Raw genomic sequence first — 13313 nt, 5'->3', positions numbered from 1 at the left:
AGGAACGGCATCGGACCACTTGGCCGGTGCCGTTTCTGTTTGTTTTGAAATCACCCTGTGAACCGCCCCGCAAGGCATCAACACCCCCGCCAGCGATGGACAGGCGGCTTGCGCGGCCTATATGTGGAGCATTCCTGACGAGGCGCCTTCATGCCTGAGACCGACCAGCAGACCGACAAGGAACTGGACGAGCTTGACCCCGCAAGCCGCGTCAATTTTCGGGATTATCCGAGTTCCGGTTTGGTCGTCGTTGCCGCCATCAGCTCGGGCTTGGGCTGGATGCTGTACAGATGGCTCGGCAGGAAGCGCAAGGCGCGCAGCAATGTGGCAGATGCGTCAGCCCATGCGAATGTCACCTCACAATCAACCGATCTGCCTGCCGATAAAAAACCCGAGCATTGACCCCGCGTTTGCTGCACGTGCTGCAGCACACGGCCCCCAGATAAGCCTTGGTTTACCTTTTGGAAACAGGAGGCTTTCATGGCTTACGGTGCTGTTTCATTCGTCCTTGGCATAGTCGCTCCCCTGGCTCTGGTGAGTTGGCTGCTTGTGCTGCATTGAAGCGGCAAAGATCAACCGCGCGGAATTGACAGCACGAGCCTGAATGAGCGCCCTGGCAAGCGGAGATCTCAATAGATAGAGGGCAATTCATTCCCTTGCGTAACCTGCCATTTACCTTTCAGGCGCAGGCTTCTTCAGTGCCTGACTGGCATGGTCCTCCCTCTCGGCCGCAAGAGCGGCCCTCCTAGAGCGCCATCCAAGAAGGCGCTCTTTCTTTGAGCCGCCAATGGGGAGAACAGACCGGATAGAACGCCCGCTTCCAAGAAGAAGCGAGCCGACTAAGCTCCCATCGAAAAGTCTTCTCTTAAAGCCATTACGCTTCGATACTTCGGAATAAAAACAAATTCCCCGCCACGATGTTGCCTTATTCGGCAATCAGAACATCCACAACGGATTGCAAGACAACGATTCTGAGATCCGAAATATTATGAGCAACGCGAGAAGTGCTCACTTGTATCTATGAATTTATAGCGTTTTCTTCCTGCGTAATCGCAACTAGTTCTCACGAGAACCGTGTAAATATTATTCAGAGACCTCGAAAAGAGGCTCACTGCATTTTTGGGGCAGACAATATGGCTTTGAATCCTTCGGTCGCACCTGGCGGCAACTTTGACTTGTCCAATTGGAAGATCACCCTTCCTGTCGATGCCAATGGCGGCCTCAGCGGCAATGCCATGGAAGTGAAAAACCTCTCCACATACCAAAACTCCAAGTACTTCTACACCGCTGCCGACGGCGCCATGACGTTTGTGGCTTCGGTCGATGGTGCCACGACCAGCGGCTCTTCCTATGCCCGTTCCGAGTTGCGCGAGATGAACGGCACGGCGAACGCCGCCTGGAACCTAAAGACCGGCGGCTTCATGAGCGCCACCCTTGAGGTCGATGCCGCCCCCATCCGCGACGGCATGGGCGGCCGCATCATCGTCGGCCAGATCCACGGCCAGAACGATGAGCTGGTCCGTCTCTATTGGGAAAACGGCAAGCTCTACTTCGCCAATGACCAGGCCGGCTCCAGCAACAGCGAGACAAAGTTCTATTTCGTGAATGCGTCCGGTCAGCAGCCGAACGTGTCGCTGGACGAGCGCTTCTCCTACACGATCGATGCCAAGGGCGACACGCTCGAGGTGACGGTCTTCGCCGATGGACAGATCTACAAGTCGGTCAGCAAGATCAACAGCGTGTGGCAGTCGGATACCTTCTACTTCAAGGCCGGCGCCTATCTCGGGGCAAACGAGACCAACGGCACAGGCTACGGCCAGACCTCCTTCTATGCCCTGAATTTCAACCACGACGGCACAGTCACGACGCCGACGCAGCCAAGCGAACCCGCGAAGCCTTCCGAGCCGGTCCCTTCACCGATAGAGCCTACGAAGCCCTCTGAGCCGGCTCCGACCGAGCCTACAACTCCGACTGCGCCGATAACCACCAAGACGCTATCCGGCACGAGCGGCGCCGACCGCCTGACGGGCACGTCCGGGAACGACAAGATCGACGGCAAGAGCGGCAACGACATGATCTGGGCCAAGAACGGCTCGGATGTGCTGAGCGGCGGTACGGGCAAGGACTCGTTCACCTTCGACACCAAGCCCGGCGGCAACAACGTGGATCTGATCCTCGACTTCAATGTGGCCGACGATACGATCCGCCTCAACGACTCCGCATTCACCAAGCTGAAGTGGGGCGCTCTGTCGGCCAGCAGCTTCGTGGTTGGCACGAAGGCGTTGGATTCCAACGACCGCATCATCTACGACAACAAGAGCGGCGCCCTGTCCTACGATGCGGACGGCTCGGGCTCGATCGCGGCGATCAAGTTCGCCCAGATCGATAATCTCGCCAAGCTCTCGGCGGCTGACTTCATCGTCATCTAAAGTCGGCTCAATCTATCAACCGCGAAGCGGCTCCGGGCAACCGGGGCCGCTTGTTTTTGCGCGTCATTCAATTTTCGCTGCTTTGGATTGATCGGACGTCTCAGGATCGGGAGAACAGCCCTCACGTCATTATTGGGCGGGAGCAGACCTCAAAGCGCTCACCGTATAGATGGCCAAGGCCATCCAGATCAGGCCGAAGGCGATGGCATCCACCCATCCGAAGGCTTCCCCATAGGCGAGGACGCCGAGTGCCAATTGCCCAGACGGCGCCAGATATTGCAGGAGGCCGATGGTGGACAGCTTCAACCGCTGCGCCCCGGCGGCAAACCAGATCAGCGGCGCCGCCGTGGTGAACCCGGTGAGCACAAGAAGAACGTCGAGACCGATCTGACCCTGGAATGCCGCAGCACTGCCGTCGGCAAAAGTCATTGCCAAGTAGCCAAGCGCCAGAGGTGTGAGCAGTAGGGATTCGATGCAGAAGCCCACGAGAGGCGCCACCTGCACGACCTTCCGGACCAGGCCATAGAAGCCGAAGCTGCATGCAAGGGCCAAGGCGACCCAGGGCATCTCACCAGAGGAGATCCCCAGAACAAGAACGCCCACACCTGCAAGGAGGCAAGCCGCCACCTGAGCCGGATGAAGCCGCTCGTGCAGGAAGAGCACCCCCAGCACCACGTTCAGAAGCGGGTTGATGAAGTAGCCGAGGCTTGTCTGGACCAAATGCCCGGAATTCACGGCCCAGATATAGATCAGCCAGTTGATTGCAATCAGGCCCGCCGAGAGGGCAAGTAGAAGCAGGCGCCGGCCGGAGAAGACGGCCTCGACGAGTTGCCGCCATTGCCTGAAGGCGAAGATCAGACCAAGCGCGAACAGGCTCGCCCACACGATGCGATGAGCGAGGATCTGAAGCGGCGGTATGGATGAAAGGAGCTTGAAGTGCAGCGGCACCACCAAGCCCCACATGAAGAATGCCGCAAGCGCGTAAAGAACGCCGATCCGAGTGCGATGCGCCTCGGAGGTCTTATGTTCCGGTTCCATTGATACCGACCTGTTGGACAATGTAAGCGCAGCAACCTGCGACAATGCTGGCCGGTGTCGTATGCCAAATCCCGGAAACGGTATAGTCGCCTGGGAAGCGTGCTCTTGTTCGAAAGCGGCATACAACGAGCCGCAATGCCTTTGGCAGGCGCAGCAGACTGAATTATAGGGGGAGCAACGCCTCGAACCTGCGAGGTCCAAATAGGCCGATTTTGAAGTGGTACAGCCGCCCCGGCTCGAACGGGGGACCCCCAGATCCACAATCTGGCAGCCATAGTGATCATACGGGATCAGTAAGCATCACAAGTGCCAAATACCCTTGCATTTCAATAGGGACCACCAGATTATGTAATCCCAGATAATCATTGGTAAGCATCAGGCTGCTTACCAGCTGCTTACCAGCAGGGCCCATGCGCTTCTCGCAGCAATCGGCCTCTGGCCTCACAACGACGTGGCATTGTTACGGAAATACCTGGCGGCTCGGATTGATGCGCGGCAGCGTGGGAACTGTAGAACACTTCCTATGCTGACCATCAGTTGCCGTCGGAGATCAAATGGCACGCCATTTGGCTTTTCTCAGCTCCAAACCCAGCTACTGAGATGTGGAAGAGCTTCTGGCATGACGATGCCAAGGCTCCTTCCCTCCAAGGCGTTTTGACCCTGCTGGTTCGGCAAGTTCGTTGTTGGGTGCTTGGCCCTACGTTATAGTTCCCTGTGCTTTATTGGGGACATCATGATAGGCAATCCGGTGAATATCGGATCTGCGGATCCCAAGCTCTCTAATTCTTTCGGGGAGCGCCGACAGGTTACGGCGATGTTCTATGACATCGTCGGCTCGACCTCGCTTCTGAGTATGCTAGACCCCGAGGAGTTTGCGGATACTCAAAGAGCAATTCATACGACTGTTGCATCCATCATCCAGCGTCACGATGGATACCTTGAGCAAATTGCGGGGGACGGTGGTTGTGCCTTCTTCGGCTATCCCATAGCTACAGAAGACGCAGCGGAGTTGGCTGTCAGCGCAGCTCTTGAGATGATCCAACGCTGCAAGGCCCTGAAACGGCTAAGCGACGTTATTCCAGTGGTGCCGCTGAGAATAGGGCTCGCAACTGGCACCGTTGTGGTCAATCCTTCCTCACAAGTGGGGCTTCCTGGGCGGGTCGAGATCATCGGGCTAGCCGTCAATCTCGCTGCCCGTCTTCAGGCGTTGGCGGCTCCGGATACAGTCCTCGTGTCGGAGGCGACGCATCGGCTCACTCATAGCGCTTTCCACTACAGGTTCATCGACAAGATCGCTGTGAAGGGCTTTACCGAGCTGCAACCTGTCTGGCAGCCGCTTGAAAAGCGGGAGCTGGATTCGAGGTTCGAAACGCGGCGCCGCGCGGATACACCCCTCGTGGCGCGCGCGCAGGAGATTGAACAAGGACTGCACTGCTGGAGCGAAGCCGAGAACGGCTCAGGGAGGATTTTGTTCCTCACGGGTGAAGCTGGTATCGGCAAGTCGCGGCTTTTGTCCGAACTGTCCCGGCACATCGATCGTGCAAGGTGCAACCGACGTGTGTTCCAGTGCCAGCCGCGAGGGAACCGGCGTCCGTTTTATCCGATCATTAATCGCTTCGTCCGTGAGATCCGGCATTTCAATGGCTCGGAAGACTTGGACGACGTCGCCGTTTATGCCTATCTCGCGCAGCTTGCTCCCGGTGTAAAGCAGGAGAGCATCGACGCTATGCGTCTTCTGGTTGACACGCCCAGCAGCAGTCCGAGAAGCGAAATGGGCCTGCCGGACGTTCCAAGCCAGGACTTCGGCCACACTGCGGTCGCAGCGATGATCGAGATCCTGTCCGCCTGGTCGAAGGACAAACCGCAATTCATTATTCTCGAGGATTATCAGTGGGCAGACGCGCTGACAAAGTTGCTGGTCGCGGAACTGGCACGAGAGATCAGCCAAATGCGGGTGCTGCTCGCCATCTCGTGCAGAGAACTGGTCGATCGAGAGCTGAGCGGTTGTTCGCCGGTTATTGTGCAGGACCTCGCACGATTGTCGTCAGGCGACATTGCTGAGCTTGTTGAAGAAATCTGGACACCGGATCCCGTTCCCAGGGGCCTTTCACGCTTCATCGAAAAGCGGAGCGAGGGCGTTCCACTTTTTGCCGAGGAATTAGCTCTCCTTCTTAAGGATAAGTTTGGCACGGTGCTCAGTGATCAAAGCTCCTGGGAAGCTCTCCTTGCTCACGATGGAGTCTCGACGCTTAAGGATCTCCTTCTGGCACGCCTCGCAGGCCTAAATGATGCACGGCGCATTGCCCAGATGGCCAGCGTCATCGGGCGGGAGTTCCTTCTGCGCGAACTGCAGGCAATTGCAGGTGGCATACCTCATGAGACGATCGCCCACCATCTTGAGTGCCTGATGGACAATAACGTGGTGCATCCTGCAGGCAGCGGAGGAGAGGCCGCCTTCCGTTTCCGGCATGTGCTTTTTCAGGAAGCAGCTTACGACAGTTTGCTGAAGTCGGAGCAGCGCGAGCTTCATCGCCGGATCGTCAACGCTTCTGGAGGCGGGAGTTCGCCACAGCTCTCCGACGATGCTCTAGCTTGGCATTGCGAACGAGCCGGCCTGTTCCAGGAGGCTGCGCAATATGCTGTTAGGGCTGCCGAAGGCTGTGCCATCCGCTCCGCTATGCATGAGGCCTATCATCTTCTGGAGTCGGCTGAAACCTCCCTATCCCGTGTTGAGCAATTCTCCTCGATGGACGATCTGATGCTGCGTCTGTTGGCCATAAGGGGGCCGGTCGAGATGGCTTTGTTCGGGAGCGGATCCCGCGAGGCCCGCCGCACCTACGAAAAGGCTGTCGCCATCTGCCGGGGTAAAGGCCCAACGGATCGGGAGCAGTGGTTTCCGCTGTATTGGGGCTGGTGGATCACTTCGCCGAATTCCGAAGCAGTTGCACGCTCGCAAGTTATCGTCTCCGATCTGGAGAAGACGTCTGATCCCGAGATTAGGCTGCAGGCGCTGCACTGTTCCTGGGCAACCCATTTCCATGCAGGCAATCATGTTGAATGTCTTCGGTGCATCGATCAGGGCCTGCGGCTTTACGATCAAGAGCGCGCTATCATCAGCCGAACAAAGTATGGAGGTCATGACGCCAAAGTTTGCGGCCTCGCGGAGCAGGGGCAATCTCTCTGGTTTCGAGGAGATCATGAGGCTGCTGCCAAGAACATTGAAGCGGCGCTCGGCTGGGCGGAGGAGATCAATCATCTCGGCAGCATCTGTCATGCCTTGGATGTGGCACTCATCTTCAACCATTTCGAGAAGAACCGCTCTGAGGTTCTGCGGCTCTCCGCCAGAATGCGAGAACTCGCCGAGCAGCATGACCTTCCCAATTGCGAAGCGAAAAGTGACATCTTCGCCGGGTGGGCCCTTACCCTGCAAGGTCAAGTCACCGACGGGCGTAGCATGTTCGAACGGGGCCTGAAGCACCAACTTGAAATAGGCACGGAAGAGGATCTTCCCCTCTACATGGACATGAGAGCAGCGACGCTCCAATGCGAGGGCCACGACAGTCTCGCTCTTCAGGCCCTGGAGGAAGCGCTCAACCATGCGAACCAGACGAGCGATGTGTTCTGGCTGCCAGAGCTCTATCGACGCCGTGCCGAACTTAGCGGCCGGTGCGGACGCCCCACGATGCTCAGGTGCCGTGATCTGGAGTATGCGCTCGCGCTCGCTGTAAAGCAGGGGGCGGAAATGATCGCCCAGCGCGCACGCGATGATCTCCAGCGCTTGAACCATGGCTGACGCCATGGTCGGAACCCTCGCGCCCGACGCTCGTCGTGTTCCTGATCTGCTCACAGCCGAAGTGGATGCGCTGGATGATGATACCGGTGTAGAGGATTTGAACTCATGGTTGAGCTCTCTTCTACGCAACCGCCATCTCTTTGGCATCACGCGGGTCGGCAGCTTGACGCGGCTCGACCGCATCGGTGTGCCAATCGTGCAGGTCGCGAGACCACTTGCGCTCTCCAATGCAGTCTCCCAGGGAAAAGGTCTGAGTATGGCCGATGCGGCCGCATCAGGCCTGATGGAGACCCTTGAAACATGGGCCGCAGAGCGCATTCCGAGTGCGGCCGCGCGCATAGCTGAGCCAACCGCCCTGGGCTTGGATTGGATGGAGTTGTACGCCTCATGGATTGACCCTGCTGCGGGGGCGGAATGGGCGTCGCATGAGATTCCGTTGGTTCATGGCTGGAATCTTATGTCCTCTGCTCTCGGCGCCGTACCGCTTGCTCTCGTCGACACGGTTTACACCTGTCCCGATCCTCATCAGGCGGTTTTTCCGCGGGTAACAACCGGGCTGGGTGCAGGAAGGAGCCTGACGGCCGCGATCCTTCAAGCGGGTCTCGAGATTCTGGAACGACACGCCTTGGTCGGAACACGCCGCACGCCGTACTTCTACGAACGGTTCCAGGTCGATCTGACGACCGTTGGCCAAGGCGCTGTCGCGTCCCTGCTGCGCAGACTGCAGGAAGCAAGGCTCGTTGTGGCGGCTTGGCGGGCGTCGGAGGTGCATGCTCTACCGGTCTATCGCTGTCATGTGATGGAGGACGAATGGCCATTGGAACTGGCTCCAATGCCCGCTGAAGGATCCGCCTGCCGCTTCGATGCTGACGACGCTCTCCTCGGTGCACTTCTAGAGGCATGCCAAGCCAGAGCAGCCGTCATAGCTGGGGCGCGGGAGGACCTGACCCGTCGAATGTATCCGTCCTCACATGAGCGAGAGCATTTGGCCGAATGGCGCGCCCAACTCCGCTCAAAGGGGTCATTGGCTCACGACACGGATACGCCTACTCTTAAAGAGAACATCAGGAAGGTGCACACGCTCGTTGAGGCACTGCAACAGGCTGGAGCCCGGGCAATTATGGTGATTCCCTTGTTTGTCTCTGAAGCGCTGAATACTTACGTGGTCCGCGTCGTCGCTCCGCCCTTGCGCCTATGGCCGGGAGGCAATCATGGATGACCGGATTGTTGCCTTTCTAGGACCGACCCTGCCGCGGGAGCAGGCGCAGAAACTGCTTCAGGCTCACTATGCCGCCCCAGCAGAGCAAGGGGATATCGTTAAGACTATAGACTCGTTGCGACCGCGGATTATCGTTCTCATCGATGGCGCGTTTGGGTCGGTTCCGACTGTGCGCCATAAGGAGATCCTATGGGCTCTCGCTCAGGGCGTCGAGATCTTCGGGGCAGCAAGCCTTGGCGCGCTACGGGCCGCAGAACTCACAGGGTGCGGCATGAAAGGCTACGGCCTTATATACCGCTGGTATAGGTCTGTTCCCTTCGCGGACGATGATGAAGTTGCCGTCGCTATGGCACCATCCGAACTCGGCGCAGGAGCCTTGAGCGATGCTCTCATTGACATGAGGATTACGTTCAATCGGGCAGCGCACGCCGGAATCGTTTCGCCGAACCTTCGTGATCAACTGGTGCGGATTGCCCGCACCACTCACTTTCTCGAGCGCAGCTATTCTCACGTTTTAACGAGAGCAGAGGCTGAAGGTTCTGAGCGGTACGCCCCATCCCTGCGCAACCTGCAAGTTTGGCTCCGCGATCATGCTATCAATCAGAAACGTACCGACGCCATCGAGCTGCTGCGCCAACTGAGCACCCGAGAAGCGCTTTCCATGACGGGTACCGTCTCTCATCCTTCATTCCAGCTGACAGAAGCCCTGGTTCGGGATCTTGAAGACGCTGGCTTCGATATCAGTCGGATTGATGCGCAAAGGAGGTACCAGCGGTGACCCGTTTGCGAAGATGTGCCAAGTTTGGAGCGGCGTTGGACATTGGGTCTGCTCATGAACGCTTCACCTGCCGACTGGCGCGCCATTTCATCGGAAGCCCCGTCACTGGGTACCCGGTTCCGCGTCCATCCGCAGGCACCCTTCATCCCGGGCTATGAGGAGCCGGAAACCGTCTGGATATCAACACCGCCTGGACGCGTCGGGATAGGCCCCGAAGACCACCGGATGTACGTGGTTGACCCACTAATCCCGAAGGCGCCATATCAGAGACCTTACTTCCCCCCCTATACAGGCGACTCGTACCCTCCGGCAGAGCCGGGCCCGGATGGGCATTTCGATCACATCCCCAATCACACCCGTGAGTTCATGGCCGCTCATGCCTTTGCATGCGTGAGGAGAGTCCTGGACATCTGTGAGAGCTATCTCGGCCGCGAGGTTCCATGGTTCTTCTTTCCGACCTACGAACGGCTGGAGATCGTTCCACACCTTGGTTGGACCAATGCTCAGTCAGGCTACGGCTTCTTAGAGCTTGGGGAGGATGACAGCCGGGACGAGCCTGTTCCCTATGCTCTCAATTTCGATGTGATCGCGCATGAAACCGGACATCTCGTTCTATTCGGCACTTTAGGGGTGCCGGAGCGCGGGAGCCCTTCTGTCGAGTATCTCGCTTATCACGAGTTCGCGGCAGACTTCATTTCGCTGATCGGTCTCATGCATTTCGATACGGCTCTAGACCGAATGCTGCGGCGCACCAAGGGCAACCTGTTCGTCTCGAACGAGCTTGACCGCGTGGCCGAGTTGATCGATGAGCATCAGATCCGAAAGGCTAGCAATTCCCTCAAGCTGTCTGATGTTGGAAGAGAGGTGCACGACCTGTCGAGGCCTTTCACGGGCGCGATGTTCGATTCACTCCTTGAGATCTTCCAGCTTATTCTTCTGGAACGCGGTCTTGCGTCACTGGACACGCGAAGGATCAGGTCTGTTCGTGAAAGTCTTACACAAGCCGACGTTGAGCGGGAACTCACCGGCTCGAAGCAGGACTATCAGATCCGGCACTTCGCTGTGAAGTCGGCTCTGCAGGAGGCGCGCGACATTGTCGGCGATGCCTTTCTGCGATCCTGGGAAGCCCTCAGTCCTGACACTGTCTCTTTCCGATATGCGGCAAGTGCCATCGTGAACCGGGTAGAGCAAGGCCGGGGCCAGCGATTTGCCGACAGGGTTCACGACAATTTTGTCTGGCGGGAAATTCTCTAGCGCATCACACCTTCAACGCCATGGAGAGAGCGAATGCCTTATGCTTCCGATGTTCCGGCCCCTGGCAGCACTGCTCAGTTCGCAACAGATGAAATCATCCTCTACGGCGTCAAGCTCAACGCCGTTGAGGACTACGCTCGCCTCGATCTGACAGAGCATGTTCATTTTCGTCCTGCGGAGGAGACGATCGTGCTGCAGTTGGAGCTTCGCTCTCGGGAGGGCGGAGGAGACTTCGACCCCCTTCAAAATGATACTGTCGTCATCGCGGCCATTTACGGGTACGCGTTCGAGGGGCATTGCTTTAGGCCCGATAAAACCCGAATCTACGCGTTCTATTATGATGGACCGGATCTGCCCGCCGTCGGGTGCGGGTTTGACGAAGCAACTCCCCTCGCCTCGAATAGCTATCGCATGTGGCGCCTGAAGATGCGCACGCCATTGATGGAAATCAGTGCAGCAGTCGATACAGCCGAAACTCTCATTCTCGAAGCCAACCTCCCTGGGAAACGCGCGCCCAACACGTATGACAGCCGCATGCAGATGTCCCATAGAGGCGGCCGCCTGACCAATTCCTAGTCGGTGCGGCGGGCATGCAGAGGCACTTGAACGGCTCTTCCGGACCTTCATGCTCGGAGCAAAAAATCACTCTTGAAAGTGGTCCGCTGCTCGACTCCGGGTTGAGCAGATTGTCAGGTGCGAGCCGCAGGTCTGCCTCGGATATAAACCGGGTTTGTTTCTCCGCAATTGGCTGTTAGCTGTGGGTCGCATCCGCTCCAGCATCGACTTGCGACTGCTTGACCTTTGTCTCGTCAGGCCGCCCTGCCTTATCAGGCTGCTTGTCCTTCTTCTCAGGAGGCTAGACTCTTCTGCACTGGCATTCGATGAGACCCGGGTTGTTCTCACCTCGAGGTCTGAGATCCTCGTCTCCTATTCTAAGGATCGAGGGCTGCTGGAGGTTCTCGCACAGGAACTTGGCTGATCGGTCATTCTCGTGTCGTCCGGCATAAACAACGGCACGCCCGGGACGTGATGTGGTAGAGTGGATATCTACCACAACATCATTGTCATCATTGTCAGACTCCCCACCATTTTCATCGTTATCAGACTGCCCATCATTTTCATCGTTATCAGACTGCCCATCATTATCGTCGTTATCAGACTGCTCATCGTTTTCATCATTATCAGGCTTCTCAGCGGGTTGAGCTTTGACGAGGCCGTTGAACCTAATCACAGGACCGCTCAGATCCTCGACTGTCACCCACTTGTCTGAACCGACTACTCTGATAACGAGGTGGACCATGAGATCCTCCTAGCTGGCTCTCACCATGGACTGAAGCCAGTATACGTCTGGACGACGCCCAGAACGTCACAGGTCTCGGGAGCAGCGTGACATATCGGATTGTACAGGTCGACTCACCCAAAAGAGTTGCCGAATGGCCCAGCCGCTCCGGCTCGGTAGCCAGACCACCAGACTAGAATTCTGGTAGTCGCAATGACTGTGAGGATCAGTAAACAACATACCACCAAATTCCGCTGGCATTTCAATGTAGAACACCAAATCATGTGATCTGAGATGATTACTGGTAAGCATCAGGCTGCTTACCAGCCGCTTACCAACAGGATCCCATGCGCCTCTCAAAGCAGTCCGTTGCCTGTCTCCAGATCCCCGCCGGAAAGCCCTACCACATCGAATGGGATGAGGTGCTCCCGGGCTTTGGAGTCCGCATCAACCCGACCGGTAAAGTCTGGGTGGTGCAGTACCGCGCCGGTGGGAAATCCCGCCGCGAAACCATCGGTCGTGTGGATACTGTTCCCCTCGATGCGGCTCGCGAGAAGGCGAAGAAGACACTTGCGAAGGTGCAGCTGGGGTCGGACCCTCATGCCGAGAAGGCACAAGCCAAGGCGCGCGCGAAGATCACCTTTGAGGCTGTCGCTGAGCGGTACCTGAAGCATGCGCAGGACCGCCTGAAGCCGCGCAGCTTCGAGGAGGTCGAGCGTCACCTGAAGAAGCATTGGCAGCCCTTTCAGGGACTGCCCATCAGTGAAATCAGACGGGCTCTGGTCGCGAACCGCCTCGAGGAGATCGCCGAGCAGAGCGGGCCTATTGCGTCCAACCGTGCCCGTGCCGCCCTGTCTGCGCTTTTCGCCTGGGCAGTGGCAGTTGGGCTCGCTGAGTCCAATCCAGTGATAGGCACCATGAGGGTGGCCGCCGAAGTTTCCCGCGAGCACGTCATCGCGGACGAGGAGTTGGCAGCAATCTGGAGGGCCTGCCGAGATGATGATTATGGCCGTATTGTTCGGCTCCTGATACTAACGGCCCAGCGGCGCGACGAAGTTGGCGATATGCGGTGGTCGGAGGTGGACCTCATTAGGGGTCTCTGGACCATTCCCCGCGAGCGCACCAAAAATGGCCTGACGCATGAGGTGCCGCTTAGTCACGTGGCCTTAGAGATTCTGCAGAGCATTCCACGTCGCGCTGGACGTGAGTTCGTGTTTGGGGAGGGTCGAGGCGGCTTCAGTGGATGGTCAAAGTCGAAAACTCGTCTGGACGCGCGAATCGCGAAAGCCGGGGCAGTGATGCGCCCTTGGCGGCTTCATGACTTGCGGCGGACAACAGCCACACGCCTAGCGGAGATGGGCACCCTCCCCCATGTGGTCGAGGCAATCCTCAACCACGTTTCTGGCCACAAAGCCGGCGTGGCCGGAATTTATAACCGTGCGACTTATACCAAAGAAAAGCGCGAAGCTCTCGAACAATGGGCTACGCATATGAACGCTCCGCAACCAAACAGCTAGGCGGCA

The 13313-nt window shown here is 57.8% G+C and carries 10 protein-coding genes; 8 read left to right on the top strand and 2 right to left on the bottom strand.

Annotation, left to right across the window (positions count from 1 at the left end; genetic code table 11):
* The first annotated feature begins 150 nt into the window (after window positions 1–150).
* A complete protein-coding gene (locus JKL45_RS13305; RefSeq protein WP_201861596.1) occupies window positions 151–402 on the top strand; it encodes a hypothetical protein in 252 nt (83 codons plus the stop codon).
* Between the two features lie 731 nt (window positions 403–1133).
* Window positions 1134–2429 (top strand): polysaccharide lyase family 7 protein, encoded by a 1296-nt coding sequence (locus tag JKL45_RS30490; protein WP_201861595.1) that lies wholly within the window; start codon window positions 1134–1136, stop codon window positions 2427–2429.
* A gap of 129 nt (window positions 2430–2558) precedes the next feature.
* On the opposite strand, the gene rarD is transcribed toward JKL45_RS30490, so the two are convergent.
* Entirely contained in the window at window positions 2559–3467 is a 909-nt protein-coding gene (gene rarD / locus JKL45_RS13295; protein ID WP_210345759.1) for an EamA family transporter RarD, read from the bottom strand.
* A 733-nt stretch (window positions 3468–4200) separates the two neighbouring features.
* Here rarD and JKL45_RS13290 point away from each other — a divergent pair.
* The 5 genes from JKL45_RS13290 (at window position 4201) to JKL45_RS13270 (ending at window position 11087) form a co-directional block, all read left to right on the top strand.
* Window positions 4201–7260, top strand: coding sequence for an ATP-binding protein (locus tag JKL45_RS13290; RefSeq protein ID WP_281401763.1), 3060 nt, complete (start codon window positions 4201–4203; stop codon window positions 7258–7260).
* A gap of 109 nt (window positions 7261–7369) precedes the next feature.
* On the top strand, window positions 7370–8479 hold the full coding sequence (locus JKL45_RS13285; protein WP_201861593.1) for a YcaO-like family protein: 1110 nt from the start codon (window positions 7370–7372) through the stop codon (window positions 8477–8479).
* Window positions 8472–9257: a TfuA-like protein gene (locus JKL45_RS13280; RefSeq protein WP_201861592.1), complete on the top strand. Its 786-nt coding sequence runs from the start codon at window positions 8472–8474 to the stop codon at window positions 9255–9257. The genes JKL45_RS13285 and JKL45_RS13280 overlap by 8 nt, the downstream gene beginning before the upstream one ends.
* 54 nt (window positions 9258–9311) lie before the next feature.
* Entirely contained in the window at window positions 9312–10511 is a 1200-nt protein-coding gene (locus JKL45_RS13275) for a gluzincin family metallopeptidase (RefSeq protein ID WP_201861591.1), read from the top strand.
* Window positions 10512–10544: 33 nt separating this feature from the next.
* Window positions 10545–11087 (top strand): hypothetical protein, encoded by a 543-nt coding sequence (locus JKL45_RS13270; RefSeq protein WP_201861590.1) that lies wholly within the window; start codon window positions 10545–10547, stop codon window positions 11085–11087.
* A gap of 280 nt (window positions 11088–11367) precedes the next feature.
* Here the strand turns inward: JKL45_RS13270 and JKL45_RS13265 are convergent, their stop codons facing one another.
* Window positions 11368–11811: a hypothetical protein gene (locus JKL45_RS13265; protein WP_201861589.1), complete on the bottom strand. Its 444-nt coding sequence runs from the start codon at window positions 11809–11811 to the stop codon at window positions 11368–11370.
* A gap of 326 nt (window positions 11812–12137) precedes the next feature.
* On the opposite strand from JKL45_RS13265, the gene JKL45_RS13260 reads away from it, so the two are divergent.
* Complete coding sequence (locus JKL45_RS13260) at window positions 12138–13307, top strand: tyrosine-type recombinase/integrase (RefSeq protein ID WP_201861588.1); 1170 nt, start codon at window positions 12138–12140, stop codon at window positions 13305–13307.
* Window positions 13308–13313: the final 6 nt, after the last annotated feature.

It is taken from the genome of Microvirga soli (assembly GCF_016734765.1).
In the GTDB taxonomy this organism is placed as follows: domain Bacteria; phylum Pseudomonadota; class Alphaproteobacteria; order Rhizobiales; family Beijerinckiaceae; genus Microvirga; species Microvirga soli.
This window is presented reverse-complemented; position numbering and strand designations above follow the sequence as displayed.

Bases quoted from the DNA above. Each gene is read 5' to 3' on its own strand.
- rarD (WP_210345759.1), bottom strand. From the start codon at position 3,467: ATGGAACCGGAACATAAGACCTCCGAGGCGCATCGCACTCGGATCGGC.
- JKL45_RS13260 (WP_201861588.1), top strand. From the start codon at position 12,138: ATGCGCCTCTCAAAGCAGTCCGTTGCCTGTCTCCAGATCCCCGCCGGA.
- JKL45_RS13290 (WP_281401763.1), top strand. From the start codon at position 4,201: ATGATAGGCAATCCGGTGAATATCGGATCTGCGGATCCCAAGCTCTCT.
- JKL45_RS13265 (WP_201861589.1), bottom strand. From the start codon at position 11,811: ATGGTCCACCTCGTTATCAGAGTAGTCGGTTCAGACAAGTGGGTGACA.
- JKL45_RS13275 (WP_201861591.1), top strand. From the start codon at position 9,312: ATGAACGCTTCACCTGCCGACTGGCGCGCCATTTCATCGGAAGCCCCG.
- JKL45_RS30490 (WP_201861595.1), top strand. From the start codon at position 1,134: ATGGCTTTGAATCCTTCGGTCGCACCTGGCGGCAACTTTGACTTGTCC.
- JKL45_RS13305 (WP_201861596.1), top strand. From the start codon at position 151: ATGCCTGAGACCGACCAGCAGACCGACAAGGAACTGGACGAGCTTGAC.
- JKL45_RS13270 (WP_201861590.1), top strand. From the start codon at position 10,545: ATGCCTTATGCTTCCGATGTTCCGGCCCCTGGCAGCACTGCTCAGTTC.
- JKL45_RS13280 (WP_201861592.1), top strand. From the start codon at position 8,472: ATGGATGACCGGATTGTTGCCTTTCTAGGACCGACCCTGCCGCGGGAG.